This is a genomic window from Kosakonia sp. 1610 (assembly GCF_050435845.1).
Lineage (GTDB): Bacteria > Pseudomonadota > Gammaproteobacteria > Enterobacterales > Enterobacteriaceae > Kosakonia > Kosakonia cowanii.
In genome coordinates this window covers 87,673-106,106 of sequence record NZ_JBNDKZ010000012.1, presented here as the reverse complement: position 1 = coordinate 106,106, position 18,434 = coordinate 87,673, and the positions used below count along the sequence as shown (strand labels likewise).

15 protein-coding genes and 3 pseudogenes are annotated in these 18,434 nt (G+C 44.2%); 8 read left to right on the top strand and 10 right to left on the bottom strand.

Annotated elements, in window-relative coordinates:
- The 4 genes and pseudogenes from ABIC80_RS22085 to ABIC80_RS22070 form a co-directional block, all read left to right on the top strand.
- Positions 1-184 (top strand): annotated as a pseudogene (locus tag ABIC80_RS22085) (hypothetical protein); the annotation flags it as partial.
- Positions 185-187: 3 nt separating this feature from the next.
- A pseudogene (locus ABIC80_RS22080) lies at positions 188-764 on the top strand (RHS repeat-associated core domain-containing protein); the annotation flags it as partial.
- Positions 765-781: 17 nt separating this feature from the next.
- A complete protein-coding gene (locus ABIC80_RS22075) occupies positions 782-1,120 on the top strand; it encodes a hypothetical protein (RefSeq protein WP_429178585.1) in 339 nt (112 codons plus the stop codon).
- A 1-nt stretch (position 1,121) separates the two neighbouring features.
- On the top strand, positions 1,122-1,673 hold the full coding sequence (locus ABIC80_RS22070) for a hypothetical protein (RefSeq protein WP_429178580.1): 552 nt from the start codon (positions 1,122-1,124) through the stop codon (positions 1,671-1,673).
- A 448-nt stretch (positions 1,674-2,121) separates the two neighbouring features.
- On the opposite strand, the gene ABIC80_RS22065 is transcribed toward ABIC80_RS22070, so the two are convergent.
- From ABIC80_RS22065 to ABIC80_RS22040, 6 genes are all read right to left on the bottom strand, one after another.
- Positions 2,122-2,682, bottom strand: coding sequence for a pentapeptide repeat-containing protein (locus ABIC80_RS22065; RefSeq protein ID WP_429178579.1), 561 nt, complete (start codon positions 2,680-2,682; stop codon positions 2,122-2,124).
- 3 nt (positions 2,683-2,685) lie between these two features.
- Positions 2,686-3,414: an ATP-binding cassette domain-containing protein gene (locus tag ABIC80_RS22060; RefSeq protein ID WP_429178578.1), complete on the bottom strand. Its 729-nt coding sequence runs from the start codon at positions 3,412-3,414 to the stop codon at positions 2,686-2,688.
- A 731-nt stretch (positions 3,415-4,145) separates the two neighbouring features.
- Positions 4,146-5,333, bottom strand: coding sequence for a YcaO-like family protein (locus ABIC80_RS22055; RefSeq protein ID WP_429178577.1), 1,188 nt, complete (start codon positions 5,331-5,333; stop codon positions 4,146-4,148).
- Complete coding sequence (locus ABIC80_RS22050; RefSeq protein ID WP_277170595.1) at positions 5,326-6,132, bottom strand: SagB/ThcOx family dehydrogenase; 807 nt, start codon at positions 6,130-6,132, stop codon at positions 5,326-5,328. The genes ABIC80_RS22055 and ABIC80_RS22050 overlap by 8 nt, the downstream gene beginning before the upstream one ends.
- A 1-nt stretch (position 6,133) precedes the next feature.
- Complete coding sequence (locus ABIC80_RS22045) at positions 6,134-6,988, bottom strand: McbB family protein (RefSeq protein WP_277170594.1); 855 nt, start codon at positions 6,986-6,988, stop codon at positions 6,134-6,136.
- 62 nt (positions 6,989-7,050) lie between these two features.
- The gene (locus ABIC80_RS22040) at positions 7,051-7,263 is read right to left on the bottom strand and encodes a microcin B17 family TOMM (protein ID WP_429178576.1); all 213 of its coding nucleotides are present in this window, start codon (positions 7,261-7,263) and stop codon (positions 7,051-7,053) included.
- A 240-nt stretch (positions 7,264-7,503) separates the two neighbouring features.
- Between ABIC80_RS22040 and ABIC80_RS22035 the strand changes: the two are divergent.
- Together ABIC80_RS22035 and ABIC80_RS22030 are read left to right on the top strand one after the other, a co-directional pair.
- Positions 7,504-8,622: pseudogene (locus ABIC80_RS22035) on the top strand (RHS repeat domain-containing protein); the annotation flags it as partial.
- Complete coding sequence (locus tag ABIC80_RS22030; RefSeq protein WP_429178575.1) at positions 8,619-8,987, top strand: hypothetical protein; 369 nt, start codon at positions 8,619-8,621, stop codon at positions 8,985-8,987. The pseudogene ABIC80_RS22035 and the gene ABIC80_RS22030, both read left to right, overlap by 4 nt.
- A gap of 850 nt (positions 8,988-9,837) precedes the next feature.
- Here the strand turns inward: ABIC80_RS22030 and ABIC80_RS22025 are convergent.
- Together ABIC80_RS22025 and ABIC80_RS22020 are read right to left on the bottom strand one after the other, a co-directional pair.
- A complete protein-coding gene (locus tag ABIC80_RS22025; RefSeq protein WP_429178574.1) occupies positions 9,838-11,160 on the bottom strand; it encodes a 6-phospho-alpha-glucosidase in 1,323 nt (440 codons plus the stop codon).
- A complete protein-coding gene (locus tag ABIC80_RS22020) occupies positions 11,157-12,779 on the bottom strand; it encodes an alpha-glucoside-specific PTS transporter subunit IIBC (protein ID WP_429178573.1) in 1,623 nt (540 codons plus the stop codon). Before ABIC80_RS22020 ends, ABIC80_RS22025 begins: the two co-directional genes overlap by 4 nt.
- Positions 12,780-13,001: 222 nt before the next feature.
- Here ABIC80_RS22020 and ABIC80_RS22015 point away from each other — a divergent pair, with 222 nt between their 5' ends.
- Entirely contained in the window at positions 13,002-13,706 is a 705-nt protein-coding gene (locus tag ABIC80_RS22015) for a GntR family transcriptional regulator (protein WP_429178572.1), read from the top strand.
- A 103-nt stretch (positions 13,707-13,809) separates the two neighbouring features.
- Here the strand turns inward: ABIC80_RS22015 and ABIC80_RS22010 are convergent, their stop codons facing one another.
- Entirely contained in the window at positions 13,810-14,748 is a 939-nt protein-coding gene (locus ABIC80_RS22010) for a GGDEF domain-containing protein (RefSeq protein WP_429178571.1), read from the bottom strand.
- A 307-nt stretch (positions 14,749-15,055) separates the two neighbouring features.
- Complete coding sequence (locus ABIC80_RS22005; protein ID WP_429178570.1) at positions 15,056-16,855, bottom strand: glycoside hydrolase family 13 protein; 1,800 nt, start codon at positions 16,853-16,855, stop codon at positions 15,056-15,058.
- Positions 16,856-18,047: 1,192 nt separating this feature from the next.
- Between ABIC80_RS22005 and ABIC80_RS22000 the strand changes: the two genes are divergently transcribed.
- Positions 18,048-18,260: a hypothetical protein gene (locus tag ABIC80_RS22000; RefSeq protein ID WP_429178569.1), complete on the top strand. Its 213-nt coding sequence runs from the start codon at positions 18,048-18,050 to the stop codon at positions 18,258-18,260.
- Positions 18,261-18,434: the final 174 nt, after the last annotated feature.

Here is an 18,434-nt window from a genome sequence, read left to right as displayed (position 1 = left end):
TCGTCAGGGAGGAGAACGAAATCAACGGTTACATCAAATCTGCAGTGGCAGCGTGGCTATCTACGACGGGATTATGATGATGACCACCATGACTCAGCTGGGCGTGCTTAGTGGCACTATCATTATAGTTAATGGCGTTAACACCATTTCCTGTGCAGCTGCACGCACCCTACTTGCCCGCTGAACGGGGCCGCAGGGACGCTTTGAAGCTCACTATGATTATGACGCGCTCGGCAGGCGCATCCGCAAGACGGTCACCACCGGGCACGGCACCCGTGAAACGCGTTTTCTCTGGCAGGGTTACCGCCTGTTGCAGGAGCAGCATGAAGGCGGGCAGTGCAGCACCTGTATTTATGACCCGAATGAGGCCTGGAGCCCGCTGGCGCGGATTGACCATCTGCGTGAGGACAGGACCGGGGAGATATTCTGGTTCAGTACCGACCTGAACGGCGCACCGCTGGAACTGACAGACGAAGAAGGCAGCCTCCGCTGGAGCGGGCAGTACGGCAGCTTCGGCGAAGTTCGGCATCAGACCGACGGCTTCACGCGGCTGGCACAGCACACCACGCTTACGCACCAGCCCCTGCGCTATGCCGGGCAGTATGCTGACAGCGAAACCGGCCTGCACTACAATTTGTTCCGCTATTAAGACACACAGACCGGACGGTTCATCGTTCAGGACCCGATTGGATTAAGTGGTGGGTGGAATCTGTACCAGTACGCGCCAAATCCACTAGGGTGGATTGATGCGTTAGGCCTGACACTGACAAAATTTCAGGAAATGGTCAGGGAAGTACACAGCTTGCTTGATGAATATGTCCAGGGTCGTAAAACTACTGCTATAGGTGTAGACAGCAGCGGTAACTATCATCTCGCATCCAGCGAACGTATTGTACCTCCTGTGCAGCGTGTATGGGCGAAAGAAAATAACGTGAATGTTATCAGAGGCGATGCACATGCCGAGGAGACTACAATGAAAAATGTCTCCGACATTGAGCATATCGACGCATCAAGAAGAGTCTGCCTTGATTGCGAAGGATTAATGCATGAGCATGGTGTGACAACCGATACACCGAAATCAGGAAAACGCAGCCGCAACAGGCTTAAAGGGTGTCCTTAACATGATTCTTGATAAATATATCCCTGAATATATCAATATCCTGAAAGGATTTTCAGAAAGAGAGAAGATTATTGTCGCGCTCTGTAACCTCCAGCGGCAGGTAATTTGCTTAGAAAAATTCGATAAATATTACAATGAAAATCTGTCGAGCGATTTCAGAACCAGTCTGGACAGACTGGTCAATTATCTTTCAGGTGCGAGCATTGATCTGGAAGACGTGAAAAAAAAGGCAATGCTTGGCCCAGACAGTGATGATTACCCAGAAACTGAAGGCAATGTTGCTCAAAATGCATTCGGTGCGTTGTATTACTTATGTAAATACATTAGTAGTACAAATGACATGGATTTATTCCAGTCACTTGATAAGTCCTTTGAGAGCACAGACGTCCTTAAGTATGATGAGGGAACACAAGAAGAGGAAGATGAATATTTCGGTGAAGAAGCTACAAACCTTGAGTTACTTATCGAAAAGGTAAAGCAAAGCCCGACAGCGTCTATTGAAAATATAAAAGACCTTATGGTTTTTGCACAGCAGAAAAGTATAAAGATCTAAATAGGTTTAACTACCTGTTTACAGTCATGCTTTTTCTTTAAAGTGCATTATCGAGAGCGCGAGATTTTGTCTTATTGCAATAGCGAAGCCTGTTCAAAAAACAGGCTTAACGTACATTCATTATGTCCAGCGTCATTTGTGACCTTTGATGACCAAGAGCGCAATGAGCGCAGCGACTGAAGACAATCGTCCTAGTGGTTGTATGAATAAACGTTGCCAGCGAGAAAGCCAGAACCAATCTGGACAGGCCGTAACTGGTGAAATACAGGAGCCAGCTCATCTCATTTGAAATAGATAAATTGTCTATTAATCTTACATAAAAATATTTGTACAATTAACTTAAATTTGTTAATCAACCTTCTTAATATCATCATTTATGACGATGATTGAAAGTGTAAACAGCTTAAGTAAATGTCGCACCGAGTGAATTCGCAATATCCAACCAGAATCATGAAATAACAATCCCCATCCTTTTGAGGATTTTTGAGCCTGCATCTTGAGGGATCCTTATAGAAATAATCTTATTTATTTCGTGATTTAAGTCAAGACCATCAGTCAATGAAAAATCACAATTAGATAGATCACAATGCCTGAACTCGGTATTGCAAAACTCCGAACCGGTAAAATAAGATTTACGAAGATCGGTTTCTTCAAACAAGCAATCCCTGAAGCTGGTAGATAAAAAGCTCGATTTCTGCAGTCGCAAGCCGACTAACTCAATAAATCTCACTTCGCAGTTATTAAGAGAAAATGTACAGGGAAACATAATGTCAGATGCGTTAATCCCCTGCAGTAAGCATTTTTCAAACTCACAATCGAGAAGTTTAAAAAAATCGAGCTTCAGGCTTTTCAATGAACAGTTTATAAAACGACACTTTTCAAACTCACAATCACGAAGATTTACATTATCTAATTGAATACGTTCAAATATACAATTATAGTAGCTAGCATTCAAAACTCTTGTCTCATTCAGTTGTCGCTTTGTTATTTTCTTACCAGTAATCTCCATCAATTAACTCCTTGGCCCCATGATTTCTTTGATAAAAGCCTTTTCTGGCGTAGATTCGTTGTTCGCTTGAATGAAAGCGTCCATATCAGTATACCGCTTAATACTATTCTTCGACAACATGTAGAATGGAATACACCCTCTGGTAAGCTCATCAAATATATGTGTTGAGAAAAAAACAGTTTTCCCATCAGCGGTAATTTCGTTAATAAGATCCCACAGCATCATCCTGTATTGAATGTCAATACCAACAGTTGGTTCATCAAGCAAAAAGAAGCGGGCATTCTTACAGAGAGTTAACATTAGTGATATTATCAACCATCTTTTTTCACCATAACTCACCGTATATGTCCTTTTATGCCTTATTTTTTCATACCGGATAAAAAAATCATCATTCCACTTACTGTTAAGTTGTGCCCACGCCTGCTTTTTTGTCAATTTATTAAAACAGCAAATTAAATCGAAAACTTCTTCATTCCTGAGCGTCCCGGAAAGATTTATTACCTGAGGCAGGCTTACCATTTCATCACCAGCAAAGTAACGTTTGACAGTTCCTTCATAATCGCCGATCCCCCCCTTGATTATGTTAAAGAGAGTGGTTTTTCCAGCTCCATTTTCTCCAAGCAGACCTATCAGCCCCCCCTGCTCTATTTCAAGCGACAAGTTATTGAATATGGGGGGATGGCCTTTATATGAAAAGTTAAGGGAGTTAATCTCTAAAAGTGGTATGGTCATTGAGAGCTCCACACAGGTTCTGTTTTGAAGGTCAGAGCTGAAATCAGACTTATAATGAACATTAGACTATAGACGAAAATAGTGATAAAAGATAACTCAAGGTTAGGCTGGAGAAGTGTGGAGTATATGGTAATCGGATTTATGAGGTTAATCCAGTAAACGAGTCCGTCATTATATCTTAATGATACGATCCCTAAAACCATACACACCGTTATCAACACGGAATAGATAGTACTGGCCGTCTGAAAAGTCACACGTAATGATGCCATAAACGTCAAGGAAATCATCATTATCACATTTATGCATATTGTTTTTAAAATTAGTACAGCCGTCTGAGAGTCTGGCAGCGCCTGGAAGCCAATGAGTACGACTGTAATAAAAAATAATATATATAGAACTGACATGATAAGGGAGGCCATCAACTGAGAACGGATAAACAATAACCGGCCTTCCATACTGTGCACAAACGTAGCAATAAAACCACTTTCTCTTCTGCCTGTCAGATACAGACAGTAATTAAAAAGAACAACAGAAAATGAAATATAACCTAAGAACCAAGATACCTGGTGCCCCAGCCATAAGGTATCGCCGAAATGCCGTTCAATTTCGTCAAAATGAAGAAAAAAGAACAATACGGTAGGAGACATAATTGTCCATATTATGCTAAAAGGTGTTCTAATTTGTTCCATTAGAAAAATAACTGTCATTCTTAATGTCGCCACAATATATCCTTATGGAAAGGGAACCATTTTAGACTCTCTTTTTTTAATACCGTTTCCGGCACGGTATAGTTTATTGTTAAGATTTATTGCTCCTGAACCATTCATATGAAGGAAAAAGTCAGGACTTATTATCTTTGTATACCAGACAAGATGGTCGCTCATTCTTTCTCTTGCATAGTATACAAAAATATTACCAGATATTTTCTCGAGATAGCTAAGCAAGTCATCTTCTAAAGTATGGTTTTCAAGAGACATTATGACACCCGGATGCCGCAGCGTGGTATTTTCGCACAAATCAGTAAATGACTCATATTTATTGCATGACATAAAATGGCGCTGATAGCTGTCAATGATATCCTCATCGGTATAGCCCCCAATAAGGAAGTTGTGCATACATATATATGATTGCCATAGCTCTGTTACAGATTTACACAGGGCTTTTTCCAGACTACCGGCATAGGATAATCCGGTACTATATTTTATCTGACTGACTTTATTTGTTGTACCATAAAGCGTCAGAACTGCGTGTCCTGGTGCTCCGGGTAGGGTGATGTCGAAAATTTTCAGTTTGCCTTCGGATCTGAGGGCTAATAAAATTTCGTCTATATAATTGATCCCTGTTTTAATTTCTCCGTAAATTTCATTATTTGCTGTTCCCTGCAACCAATATAGCAGTAACGATTGCCTTTCCATAAACTCGCATAGGGCACCGTCCATAGCATCGTTTAAATTACCATGAAAGCTACATCCGCATGTATCTCTGTCAGGATAAAATATCAGGTCATCAGCGGCTGTAATATTGTCGAGAGCAATAATAACTGCTGGTATTTCTTGTGTCTCCAGACTAAACAGATTGAAGGCGCGAGTGGTCTTGAATCTGTGGGTTCTGACCGCCTCCTCTGTCAATGAGGAAGTCTGAACAAACGCTTCTGTAAAAGCATCTGCTGCTGAAGGAGCCATCATTTCGCTTAATGTTTTTTCATCTCCAGCTACGATCTCATTAAAAAAATGGCGGCGTTCAAAGTATTCACCTATGGCTCCCTGTATCGACTTCAGTGTTTCACCAGCAGCACTGGCTGGCGCAATTCGCTCGTAGTCCCATACCTGGGAAAAGGTGGGCATGTTTCGGTTCAGCTTTGGACTCATCACCATTGTGGCGGGCCATGCAGACATCAGGTTACTATAGACATTAATCATCGATGACATCTCCAAAAAACTGAACAATCAGCGGTGCGGCTGTCCTCTGGTCAACATTCATGGTTTTTGCTACGTATGAATCAGTAAATCCCGCCCATACGCGGTTCCTCAGCCCTATTTGATCTGCAACCAATCCCGCGTTCTGATACATTGAACCTGCTTCCATTAAGGCCATTCTGTAACCTCTGTACCGATACTTAAACAAAGCTTTTTCAAAAATGACGTAATAGACAAGAGCAAAATGGGGTCTGCCGAGACGTTCTGCATCTCCACCGGACAAGCTTCGGTAAAGCTCCTGAGTATCACACGCAGCGACCTGCTCTAATGCCCGGCTTAGTGGCAAATAGTGATAAACGTTAGTTCCGGTCTGCCAGTTTTCTGTGTTTTCAGACAATCGGCATAAAAAAACCTCAACCGGGTACTGAGCACCTCCTGAAGGATAAGGTCGCCTGACAGAGGCTGGATCAGGAGAACTGAACGCATTAATGAGCAGCTTTTCAATAGTGCGAACAGAACATTTATTTCTGTCGTCAAAGCCGATTCCGGATAGATATCTTTCCCTGCTGAAATGAAGTGAAGGGGAGATATTCACTGCTGAACTGAAGCCTGGCCTGAAAAGAATTTCTTTATTTTCAAATTTCTCAAGATGGGCCGTCGGTACTGCGGAAACAAAAGTTCTTTCAGAGAATTCTGGGAGGGAGGCAAAATTCCCTCTGACATGAAAATCCTTCACATTATCCAGAACTTCAGGGTCAGTGTAATGTGTTACTTCCACCAAAGAGAGTTCATGTTTTGACATTTTATCTCTCCACGCAACCACAAGCCTGCCAGTGAATAACCGGCTCTTTACTCAGAACGCAGGTAATTAAATCTGCACTCACAGAGGACATGAAGGTGTCTACATGACTTTTAACGAGTGAGGTGCCTATCAGTTCCTGAAGCCGACGTTTGATCAAATGCTGGCTGAACCCTCGTTCTGACTCACTTAAAGCCAGAGCTGGCAGCGCCATTTGGTGTTTTTTCATTAATTTAAGTAGATTGGCCCAAGACATTTCATTGCGCCTGAAACTTTTTTCTTCCCTGTTTAACCACCTCTCAATGTGGCAAAAATGACATGGAGTTCCAAGCTCTGGCGAATATACCCCATCTATTCTGAACGACTCTTTAAGGTAATAGCTTTGTATGAACGCAACCCCATGATTTTTTTCTAATTTCTTGTAAACGGACTGGATAATCTCTGGATCATATTTTTCAAAGTGCATCCAGATTAATGTTGAGGTGGGTAAAACAAAATCTAGTTCTTGTACGTCCAGGACATGAGAAAGCAAAATCCCATCAGCTTCCCATTGGTTGTGTGAATTCCTGAAAAGGTGTGGAACATCGCTTATTATGACTGAATGTTCCCAGAGAGCCGATGATTTAGTTTTGTTTATCACGCCAGTTGTTACAAGGAATTCTTTGCCTTTGTCTTTGTCTATACCCTCATAATCCAGTAGTTCGTTAAGGTAGGATTCAGAGATAATACCCCGCCGGGTATGCAGGTTTTCGAGGATTTTTTTCATTCCCTCATGGGAAATGTCTACCGAAGAAATGTAGGTGATGAGTAAAGTTTTTGTATTTCTGGAAATTATCTCAAATGGCAGAATATTCAGCATATTAATCCCTTTTGAATATCAGGGAGCACCATGCTCCCTGACCGGTTAATTCAGCGCGTTAATTAGGGGTTATGTGTACCACTTCCGCCGCTGCCACCGTTTCCACCACTACAACCGTTGCTGCAACCGCCACAGCCACCGCCTTGGCCGCCACTGCTTCCGCCGCCGCCACCGCCGCCACCAATACCAATCCCAATCCCTAACGGGGACTGTCGGGACAGTTTGAGAGCATCGACTGACAGAACTACACCGAATTCACTAGCTTCTAATTCCATAAGAACTCCGTTTTAATGAAAATTAATGCTTATGACATCTGGATAGTATGTTGGCCAACAGTATTTTCATGCCCTAATTCTCTTTTTTTGACAATGTCGGTTTTACTTACTACAAATTTTAAAATTAAAATAAAGCAATTAAATCAAAGAAGTAAGACAACCTTTTGATTTAATTCTTAACATAAATTTACATAAAATTCACATTTAACCATTTTTGAACATGAAGTTTGTCTTGACGCCCCGGTCACGGATAACCGCCTGCAGCACTGGCAGAACCTGTTTATGCAGTACGATGCCTGGGGCAACATGACCCGCAGGCGCAGCGGGCTGTATGAACAACACTACGCGTATGACGCTGAAAATCGCCTTCTGTCCGCGCGCGGAACGGGGCCGCAGGGGCGCTTCGAAGCGCACTACCATTATGACGCGCTTGGCCGGCGCATCCGCAAGACAATCACCACCGGACACGGCATCAGTGAAACGCGTTTTCTCTGGCAGGGTTACCGCCTGTTGCAGGAGCAGCATCAAGGCGGGCAGTGCAGCACCTATATTTACGACCCGAACGAGGTCTGGAGCCCGCTGGCGCGGGTCGACCATCTGCGGGAGGACAGGACCGGGGAAATCTACTGGTTCAGTACCGACCTGAACGGTGCGCCGCTGGAAGTGACAGATGTGGAAGGCAACCTCCGCTGGAGCGGTCAGTATGGCAGTTTCGGAGAGGTCCGCCACCAGACAGACGGCTTCACGCGGCTGGCACGAAATACGACCCTGACGCACCAGCCGCTGCGCTACGCCGGGCAGTATGCAGACAGCGAAACCGGGCTGCACTACAACCTGTTCCGCTATTACGACCCGGCGACCGCGCGGTTCATCGTTCAGGACCCGATAGGGCTAAAAGGTGGGATAAACCTGTATGTTTATGCACCGAATCCGTTAAGTTATATTGATCCGCTGGGATTAATGGATTGCAAAGTAAAAGCCAGAGAATATGAAGAAAAAATACAAAACATGTATGGTGGCAAGCTACCACAATCAGCTAGAGAATATAGTGCTATTGTTAACGGAAATAGAGTTAATGGAATAGCAGATCATGTTGTCAATATAAAGGGTAAAAGTACTGCGATAGAAGCAAAATATGTCGATGATTGGGCTAAGTCTCTACGCAATCCTGAAAGTTCTATTGGCGGGGCACCTTTTGCAATCAAGGAGCAACAAACCATGTTATCTCAGGCTCAAAAATATTCAGAGGCATTTGATGATGTAATTTATCATACGAATAGTCCAGAGCTAGCAGCTCATTACAATGCTATATTTCAGAATGCTGGGTTGAATAATGTATTATTTAAGGCAACACCATGATAAAAGTTGATGAGAGAGAAATTCCCGGTTCAACTCCCGTCGAATGGAGAGAGTATCGCTACATCTCAGATGATGGGCATGACAATTTCTTGGGGAATGGACTATTTAATAAACTGACAAGTCAAATAGAGCCTCCAGTTCCAACGAGTGGTGGTGCCATAACTGAGAATTGTAAGTTATGGCTTCCCTCTGGAGAACTTTTACATGCGTTGTCATATAAGGGGGATATTGATGGTTGGCGAAAACAGATTGAACTGGGTGCAAAAAAACTAGGATTATTTACTGGTAAAATTATAGGAGACAGTATTTTTTTATCGGATGAGCGGAGTTATCAACTGTCTGACTGCCGAATTGAGTTCTATTGAATAAAAAACAGTGAGTAAAATTGTTCATATATTTCGCCGGAAAGACTATCAAATCTTCCCGGCTTTTATATTATTTAACTCTCGTTCAGCACAGTAAATATCCTGCTCTTAATCCCCTTAACCACCTGTTTAGCCTGATAAAGCTGCTCGTGCATTTCCTGCATATCGGTGTTGTCCGCGATGATGGTAAGGCATCGGTCCGTAATCTTCACCGTCACGCCCCGCCAGGTCTCCAATCCCGGCTCTGCCAGCCAGTTACAAGATGATTGTGAAGGATTAATATATGAAGCATGGTGTGACAACATATACAACAGAATTCCATAAGCCCAGCGTCATTCTTCTTTTAAGTCTCCTGAATTTATTAATACTCAAGGGGCCAGTCCATGGCGATGAAACATCAGAGTGCCCCAGCTGGCAGCATGCTCCAGCTCTTCTCTGGTAGGCTCATGATCGCATTCCAGCAGAGTGTCTTCTGTCTGCGTTTCCCCGTTGCTGTTGTACTCATACTTTATTTTGTAGGTTGTCATTCAGGCTAACTCCCGCTTTTAAAATATGTCTGTCGTTCCGGTGATAACGCCTCTTCCGGACATTCAGTTCCGCGTCTACAGCAAGCATAGCCGGGTTATCAACCCAATAGTGAAGAGATGTCCTGCATAAGCTATGTAGAAGAACATCGCTGACATGAATCGCCATTCGCGGCCGTCTGTCAGTGCGCGGACCAGACCGACAGCGGCGGCCGGCAGAAGAAAGGTGTTCAGGATGACCAGCATCGTAATGACTGCCGGATCATACGTATGCTATCAGCACATCTGAAGATAAACCGGACGATTACGTCCGGTTTATGGTGTGGTTAACGCAGTTCAGGCCAGTAATCACGGTTGGCTTCGACCAAATCATCGAGGATCGCCTTAGCTACCGACGCGCTGGGTACTGTTTTGGAAAGTGTAATTGCCTGCCACAGCTTCTGATAAGAACGTTGCTCCCAGGCATCCACGACAAGTTTTTCCACGGCGACCTGCTGTGCCATAAGTCCTTTCTGGAATTGTGGAATATTTCCTACGGTCAGTGGCTCGGGACCGCTTTTACCCACCAGGCAAGGAATTTCAACCATCGCTTCTGGGTCGAAGTTATGAATAGCCCCGTTATTAGGAACAATCAGCAGCATGCGCTCCTGAGTGTTAAAGGCGATGGCTGTGGCCAGGTCGACGATATAGGATGCGTGTTCATCGATTTCCAGCTCACCGGCAGAGGCCTTACCGGCTTTGATGATGGCATTGCAGGAATCGAACACATTTTTTTCACGGTGCTCCATGACTTCATTAGCACGAGTACGCTCGGGATTGGAGTGCGCGACCACATAGTCAGGGAACAGGTAGTATTTGAGATAGGTGTTCGGAAAGGTATCAGGATCCAGTGCCCAAACATCTTTCGCTTTGGCGAAGGTATCGTTCCAGCTTGCTTCAACACCATCCTCCTCCGTAGGAGGCACATAGCCAAATTTAGCAACATGCTCGCGAATTTTTGGCATGAGATCATTACCCTCTTTATCCTCAATTGAGGTCCACCATCCAAAGTGGTTTAAGCCGTAATAACGCACTCGCATTTCTTTGCGGTCTTTGAGGCCAGCAATCTGAGCCATGCGGCTTTCAATGCCGATAGGCATATCGCAGATGTTAAGGATTTTGGCAGACGGGCGCAGACGCCGGGTTGCCTCTGCCACTATCGCTGCCGGGTTGGAATAATTGAGCATCCATGCATTCGGTGAGTATTTTTCCATATAATCAACGAGCTCTAATACCCCACCTATTGAACGCATGCCGTAAGCAATTCCCCCCGGCCCGCATGTTTCCTGCCCTACCACACCATGGCGTAGCGGGATTTTTTCGTCTTTTTCGCGCATCGCGTATTTACCTACGCGGATATGAGCCATAACGAAATCTACATCGGTAAAAGCTTCCTGTGGATCTGTGGTATAGCAGAACTCAATCTCCGGAGCTTGTTCCTTCAGAATGACCTTGCACGCCTCTGCGATGACTTCCTGACGAGCACCGTCGTTATCATAAAATTTCAGGGAGCGCAGCGGGAAACGGTGCTGATTTGCAAGTAACATCAGAACGATACCCGGCGTAAAGGTGCTCCCACCGCCTGCTACGACTACAGAGAATTTTTTCATAGTACTGCCTCCGTCATGGATTTGATTTCGCTAGAAGAAGTTACGTTCATCAGTGTTTCGATTTGGTCACGAACCTGCGGGACATGCAGACCCACAATTACCTGGATACTGTTGCCGTGCCGCACCACTCCGTGGGCTCCCAGCGCTTTAAAAACCTCATCGCTTTGTGTCATCGCAATGTCAGAAACGGTGATACGTAAGCGGGTAGCGCAGTTATTCACGCGAAGTATGTTGCCGGTGCCGCCCAGCGCTTCCAGGAATGCAGCAGCCTGGTCTTGTCTGGCTACTTTTGTGGTCGCTGCGGTAGTCTGGTTGCGGGAAGCCTTGTAGTCAGCCTTGCTGTAAAGCTTCACGTCTATCTCTGCACGGCCCGGCGTTTTCAGGTCGAAGCGCAGAATCAGCATCCTGAAAAGCAGGAAGTAGATGCCGGTGAAGGCCATGCCGATACCAATCTGAGTCAGTACCATTGAGGAATGGTTATGGAACATGGGTATCCAGTTTTGAGGCAGAAACTGGTCAAGTAGCCCCCCGCCCATGTTACCGACCACACCACACATGTACATTAATGTCACCATGGAAGCGGCGAGAAAGGCGTGAACAGCAAACAACACAGGTGAAATAAACAGGAATGTGAATTCCAGCGGCTCGGTAATACCTACCAGCATGGCGGTCAGTGTTGCTGGTATTAACAGCCCTGCAATCCTGGCCCGGTTTTCAGGCGCGGCAGTGGAGTAAAGTGCCAGCGCAATACCCAGACAGCCAAACACTTTAGAATTTCCATGAAGCGCGAATCCGCCTTCCGGAAATAAAGACTTAAGCGGCATTGTGCTCTGGCTAAACTCCTGGAGATGCTGTGCCCAGTAAAGCTGTATGCCGCCTTCTACTACCGCAGGGCCAAAGACAAAGGGACCATAGATAAAGTGGTGCAGGCCGGTTGGAATGAGAATACGTTCAAGGAAGGTATAAACCCAGACTCCCAGCGCGCCGGCATTACGCAGGAATATTTGCAGGGACTCAATCCCCATCTGAACCTTTGGCCAGCCAAATAGCGTAAGCCAGGCGCAGGGGATCATCGCCAGGAAAGCCATAATGACCACAAACGAGCTCCCCTGGAAAATCCCCAGGAACACCGGAAGCTGCTTTTCGTAAAAGTGGTTATGGATAGCGGTGACAAATCCGGAGATAACAATCGCGCCGACGATACTGGTATCGAGTGTCTTTATACCTGCAACCATAGTTAAGCCGCTGCCCGCGATCGGCTCGGCGTTGAAATCGACGCCAAAGTAGTGGCCCCAGGTTACCCCCATCGCATTGATAAAATAGTTCCAGGTCAGGAAGCTGACTAACACAGCTAAACAGGCTCGCCCGTGAGCCTGCCTGGCGAGTCCAACAGGCAAACCGACAGCAAAAATCAGCGGCATGTTGCGAAACACTGTCCAGCCACCTTCTTCGATAATATGTACAACTTGCGCAAATAAGTTATCGGGAGTTGTCAGGGTTTCACCAACGAACAAAGGGTTCTGCAGCATAATGGCGATGCCTACCACAATCCCGGCGAATGGAAACAACAAGACCGGTGTAAACATTGCGCCACCAAAACGTTGTATATGACTGAGCATTTTTTAATCCTCATGTGACAACCTGTAGGGTAAGTGACCTTGTTTTTTTGAGTCTGGTCTGAGAGGGAGAGTAGGTATACGGGGAGGGTTTAACTTTAACAGGGACATCAATTCGTGATCACTTTCATGGTTTTATTTCTCTCAATGAGGTCTACTTTTACTGAATTTTATGGACATCTGAAAACCAAATGAAACAGCTGACATGCATTAAGAGGTCTAGAGGTGATCTATAAATCTATTGCGGATAAATTGCGCCTGCGGCTTAATTCTCCGGAATATCCGGTGGGAAGCCCGCTACCGGCTGAAAAAAAACTGGCACTTGAGTTCGGTGTGGCGCGAATGACTATTCGTAAGGCTATCGAATTGTTAATAACGTGGGGCCTGGTGATACGACGCCACGGAAGTGGCACTTATGTCGCTCGTAAGGATGTGCACCATGAGACAGCCAATCTCACCGGATTAGTGGAAGTGCTGCGCCAGCAGGGCAGAACAGTCACAAGTAAAGTTCTTATTTTCAAGCTAATGAGTGCGCCGCCCGCTATCGCCACCCAGTTGCGAATACTCCCGGGTGAATGCATCTACTTTTCTCAGCGGCTGCGCTTTGTTGATGGCAAACCACTCATCCTGGAGGACAGCTATATGCCCGTGAAGTTGTTCAAAAATCTTTCTTTGTTACATCTGGAGGGGTCGAAGTTCGATTATATTGAGAAAGAATGCGGTATCAGAATTAGCGGCAACTATGAAAGCCTGACGCCGGTACTGGCGGACAAACAGCTGGCTCAGCAGATGAATGTCCCCGAAAAAACGCCATTACTGCGTATCACATCTGTTTCGTATAGCGACAGTGGGGAGTTTCTTAATTATTCGGTGATGTTCCGAAATGCCAACGAATACCAGGTTGATTATCACCTGCGGCGCCTTCATTAGTATTGATAACATAACAGCATGTCAGCATTAACGTTATCTCTTTATTCAATGGGCGTATTAATGTTCCTGAAAAATGAAAAAAGATGATTCGCATCAATACCAGTCAATTAAATACGATACGATTCTTTCCTGAGTTTTTTGCCTGATATAAGGCTGCATCCGCTCTTTCCATGACCCACGAAGACATTTCATTAGCCTCTTTAGTAGCCGCTCCAACGCTAAGGGTAATATTTACCCCCCCGTTACACCCCCCCTCAAGGAACGCGCAAATATTTCTGATTTGAGCAGTCGCATCAGTAGCCTCTGTGATGATTATACAAAATTCCTCACCTCCAGACCTTGCGATGAAGAGATTATCACTGCTCAGGTTCATTAGCCTGAGCCCTACAGAAGCCAGAATCTTGTCACCCATTTCGTGACCCCATGTATCGTTAATATTTTTGAAGTAATCTATATCTGCTATGCATATTGTACATCTTTTATTCTCGATCTCTTTTAACTTAAAGTTGAGATGCCTCCTGTTAGGCAAGCCTGTAAGCTCATCAGTAAAGGCCAGGGAAACGGCCGACAGGTAGTTACTGTTTACAGCTGTGATATATTTATTGAAGCTGTGAGCAATAATAGTTATTGCAGGAGCATATAACATAGCTGCGACTACAGACGTTGTACTGTTGTCGAGAACATTTAAGCCTCCGGCCATAGAAATAAGCGTTGAATTAAGCAACAGAAATAACCCGATCCTTAAGGATGCGACATACGACGCCCGTGAAATAATATTGAAAGACTTTCTTATGAACCATGCCAGAATGATTACTGTGAAAAAGTTTACGACAAAATAGAAGTTAATGTGTTCATGGTTGCTTTGTGCCAGAGCAGTAGTAAAAATTACCAGAATAGCTAAACACGTGTACGCAATTACCATCCGGTAAAGGAGGCCACTGGAACTTTCAGCCTGCTGTATAAGCGTATCCTGAACTCTCAAGTTCATTTTCATCCTTATCATTATCTCATCTGGAACATTGATGCACAGCCCCACTGGCATGGGTGTCGTGTCGTCAGTTGCGTGAGTAAAAAACGACCTGCCACAGTTTAACGACTCTACCTCACATTATACATGACTATAACACTACTGGCTCCGGTCAAAATCGCCAGGCATTCGTACACACCAGTAAGCGATCGAAAAAAAGGAACTCTCAACTGAGTAATTGAGAATTCCTTCAGATACCTCTTCCTAAGCAGGCTTTACAGTCATTTTTAAAGATAGCTATTCAAGCGCGGCTGTATCAATAAACAATCCCTTTATGCCTGCACAATCCCGGAAGTGAAAAACCAGTAAATTGTATAATGAATCACTGGAGTTCATAAACCCCAGCCTGCCAGGGACTCAATGTTAAGACTGCACTCTGTTTTTCAGCGATTTTCTTCTGATTGGCCTCAATTAAGATGCTTTTAATAACATTATTTTTCGGCAGAGTATAACGAACTGTCTTTTCGGTAAAATTTATTACGACAAGATAGCGTTCCTTTCCAAGGGTTCTGGTATAGGCATAGACAGTATCATCTTCAGGACTGATGTCTTTATAGGTGCCGTATATTAGCGCAGGGGTTTTATGCCGCAACTGAATCATTTCCTTATAATAATTGAGCACAGAGTCATTACGGATTAATTCTTTGTCAGCGTTGATTTCAACATAGTTTGGATTAATTCTGAACCAGGGCTTTCCACTCGTAAAACCGGCGTTCTTACGGTCATTCCACTGAAAAGGGGTCCTGCTGTTATCACGGCTTGTCAGGCGTACGTTATCAAGAAATTCTTCAGCCGACACTTTTCCGGTCTGGACATAATCCTGCCAGAAACCTTTGACTTCAATATCATCAAATTCATTCAGCTTTTTAAAGGGATAATTGGTCATTCCCAGTTCTGACCCCTGAAAAATGAAAGGTGTCGCACGCTGGGTCAGAATGATTGTCGCTAATGCCTTAGCGGAAGGCTCTCTCCACTGAGGGCTGTCATCCCCAAAATGAGACACTGCCCGCGGGTTATCATGATTGTCCAAAAAGAAGGTGTTCCATCCATACTCTCCGGCGTTAGAGTCCATTTTGTTGATAATCTGACGAAACTGAGAAAGCGACCATTTTTTATGACGCCAGCGTTCATTGCTGTCGCGATCGAGACGGATTAAGTCAAACATAAACGACATATCCAGTTCATTGCGACGACGGTCAAAAAAATCAGAGGAGCGTTCGAGAGGAACACCGAATATTTCGCCTGCCGTCACTACATCATACCGGGAAAGGACTTCCTGTTTCATTTCTTGTAGATAACGATGGATATTCGGCCCCATTGTGTACTGCTCTGCAAAATTTTTCTGCTGCTCTGGCGTCAGGTCGGGGAACCCCGGAATTTTAGAATACGTTGCAACGGTGTCAAACCGCATCCCGGACACGCCCTTATCAAGCCAGAAGCGGAGCATGGCGTAAAGATCGCCTCGCACCTTCGGATTATCCCAGTTAAGGTCAGGCTGCTGTCTGGCAAAATAATGGAGATAATATTGTCCCGTTTTATCATCTTTTTGCCATGCAGAGCCGCCAAAGAATGAGGGGTAATTATTGGGTGGCTGATTATTCTTACCGTCACGCCAGAAATAATATTCACGATATGGGTTTTGTTTACTGCTTTTACTTTGAATAAACCAGGGGTGTTGATCGCTTGTATGATTAATTACCACGTCTATCATTAACCGCATATTGCGCTTTTTCATTTCTGAAATTAATGCGTCAAAATCCTCCATAGTTCCGTACTCTTGCATAATTTTTTCGTAGTCTCTGATATCATAACCATTATCAGTGTTTGGTGAGTCGTAATGTGGATTAATCCAGATTGCATCTATCCCTAATGATTTAAGATAGTCCAGTTTTTCTATAATACCGCGAATGTCACCTATCCCATCCCCGTTCGTATCTTTAAATGAGCGGGGATAGATTTGATAAAATACAGCTTCTTTCCACCATAAAGGAAGTGTACTCTCCTTCTGAGTCTGTATACTCTGAGGGACGGAAGTTTCTGCACTATACGCTGCGGGAGCGAATGTCATAAACAAGGATGAAAACGTGACAGCAACCCCTGTTAATTTTTTAATAAACGACATAAATTTTCCTTTTTTGAGTGAGCCATGAATGTGTTAAATAACACTCATTTACAGTTAACAATAACATCCATGAAAGTTACGTTACTAAAGAAAACATGAGGGTACTGGTAAAATAGTTATCAGTTGAATATACTCTTGAGAGTTTGTATTGTTACTTTCAGACACGGCGGCTTTAAATCCAGTAAATAACGATCAACTCAACTGGCAGGATTTAATAAAAAAACAACCTGTAAAACCGGCGCCTGATTTAATGTTTTAGTGGGTGCTTTGTTGAAGTGGTTTTTTAATAATCCAGTCAGACTGACCATGTTTACTGTAGTGCAAATTGGTATGGTTACACTGCATCAGATTTTCTGAATTTGATCCGTACGACAGAAAAATAAATCCTGTAGAGTTACAACGCACCACTCTGGAAACCGGTCGCAATGCGCATATTCCTTTTGCTGTATACCCTGGCACTGAGTTGTACTTCATAATATGTGATATATTGAGGAGTATTTTAATATTAAAGGGAAAGAATATTGTTAACAGGTTAGGCATGCTGACTCCTTGCATTTATATAAACCGTATGACCGATGGTAACCGTATTTTTTTGATTGTTTCAATATTTTTTTACAAAAATAATTGAGATTTTAAATTTACCCTTTAAATATCAATGGGTTGCGGAGCGATCCGGTCAGAACATTGAGTTACATATTAATATAAGAATACTGGGAATAATTACATGTAATTTGCCGTGCAGAAGATGAAAACGATTCTGAATTTACTAATGGTTATATTTCATAGCATCAAACAGTCAGGCTTATAATTTTATGTAATTGTATTAACCTGGCCTTTGACAGGATCGCTCCTCATCATCCCTGACCTGCTTCCCCCTTGATCAACATACCGCGATGTCAGTAAAGTCTTCATAAGCCACATGAGGACGTTCCCATGAATAAGCCTGTATTCTCCTGGAAGCGAGTAACGAGGCTTTCGAAATCCTAGGCAACCTGCCATCGATGTCCTTGTGCGAGACGTCAGCAGAGAGGTCAGACCTCTTTAGCAACGCGAACACAGCCAGGCAGTAAAAAAAGATTCAGGACTGATTATGTGACAGGTCTGCAGGGATTAGCTAAAGGCTCCGAGTCCAATATGGTGTACTCGGCTGTGATAAAATTGGTCGAAACCTTTTTAATGAGGAAACGCGGCCGTGACACAGTTCGAAACGGTTACCAAGATCATCATTGAAGCAGCTAAATCATCATATCCAGAATGGAAGACATTCGAGGTGAAAGATGACTTTCCTGACTTCAAGGAGTCATTTGTATGGGACTCAGTCGAAGCATTGAAAGATTTGAGAATTGAGGGGTTAGAAATCCGGAATTCCAACGATCTCGATTTCAGCGTTAGATGTAAGCCATAACTTAGACATTGACCTATATGTTAAAGGCCACCGGGGATTAGCCGGTGGCCTTACTTACGTTTGCGTCATCATGGGAACATGAGGCGCATCAGCTCTAAAAGCGCTATACACGCCTTCAGAACAGTGATCGCTTTCTCGATGAGAGCTTTCACTCGTTCGGTATCTCCATAAGGA

Bases quoted from the DNA above. Each gene is read 5' to 3' on its own strand.
- ABIC80_RS22075 (WP_429178585.1), top strand. From the start codon at position 782: ATGGTCAGGGAAGTACACAGCTTGCTTGATGAATATGTCCAGGGTCGT.
- ABIC80_RS22070 (WP_429178580.1), top strand. From the start codon at position 1,122: ATGATTCTTGATAAATATATCCCTGAATATATCAATATCCTGAAAGGA.
- ABIC80_RS22065 (WP_429178579.1), bottom strand. From the start codon at position 2,682: ATGGAGATTACTGGTAAGAAAATAACAAAGCGACAACTGAATGAGACA.
- ABIC80_RS22060 (WP_429178578.1), bottom strand. From the start codon at position 3,414: ATGACCATACCACTTTTAGAGATTAACTCCCTTAACTTTTCATATAAA.
- ABIC80_RS22055 (WP_429178577.1), bottom strand. From the start codon at position 5,333: ATGATTAATGTCTATAGTAACCTGATGTCTGCATGGCCCGCCACAATG.
- ABIC80_RS22050 (WP_277170595.1), bottom strand. From the start codon at position 6,132: ATGTCAAAACATGAACTCTCTTTGGTGGAAGTAACACATTACACTGAC.
- ABIC80_RS22045 (WP_277170594.1), bottom strand. From the start codon at position 6,988: ATGCTGAATATTCTGCCATTTGAGATAATTTCCAGAAATACAAAAACT.
- ABIC80_RS22040 (WP_429178576.1), bottom strand. From the start codon at position 7,263: ATGGAATTAGAAGCTAGTGAATTCGGTGTAGTTCTGTCAGTCGATGCT.
- ABIC80_RS22030 (WP_429178575.1), top strand. From the start codon at position 8,619: ATGATAAAAGTTGATGAGAGAGAAATTCCCGGTTCAACTCCCGTCGAA.
- ABIC80_RS22025 (WP_429178574.1), bottom strand. From the start codon at position 11,160: ATGAAAAAATTCTCTGTAGTCGTAGCAGGCGGTGGGAGCACCTTTACG.
- ABIC80_RS22020 (WP_429178573.1), bottom strand. From the start codon at position 12,779: ATGCTCAGTCATATACAACGTTTTGGTGGCGCAATGTTTACACCGGTC.
- ABIC80_RS22010 (WP_429178571.1), bottom strand. From the start codon at position 14,748: ATGCCAGTGGGGCTGTGCATCAATGTTCCAGATGAGATAATGATAAGG.
- ABIC80_RS22005 (WP_429178570.1), bottom strand. From the start codon at position 16,855: ATGTCGTTTATTAAAAAATTAACAGGGGTTGCTGTCACGTTTTCATCC.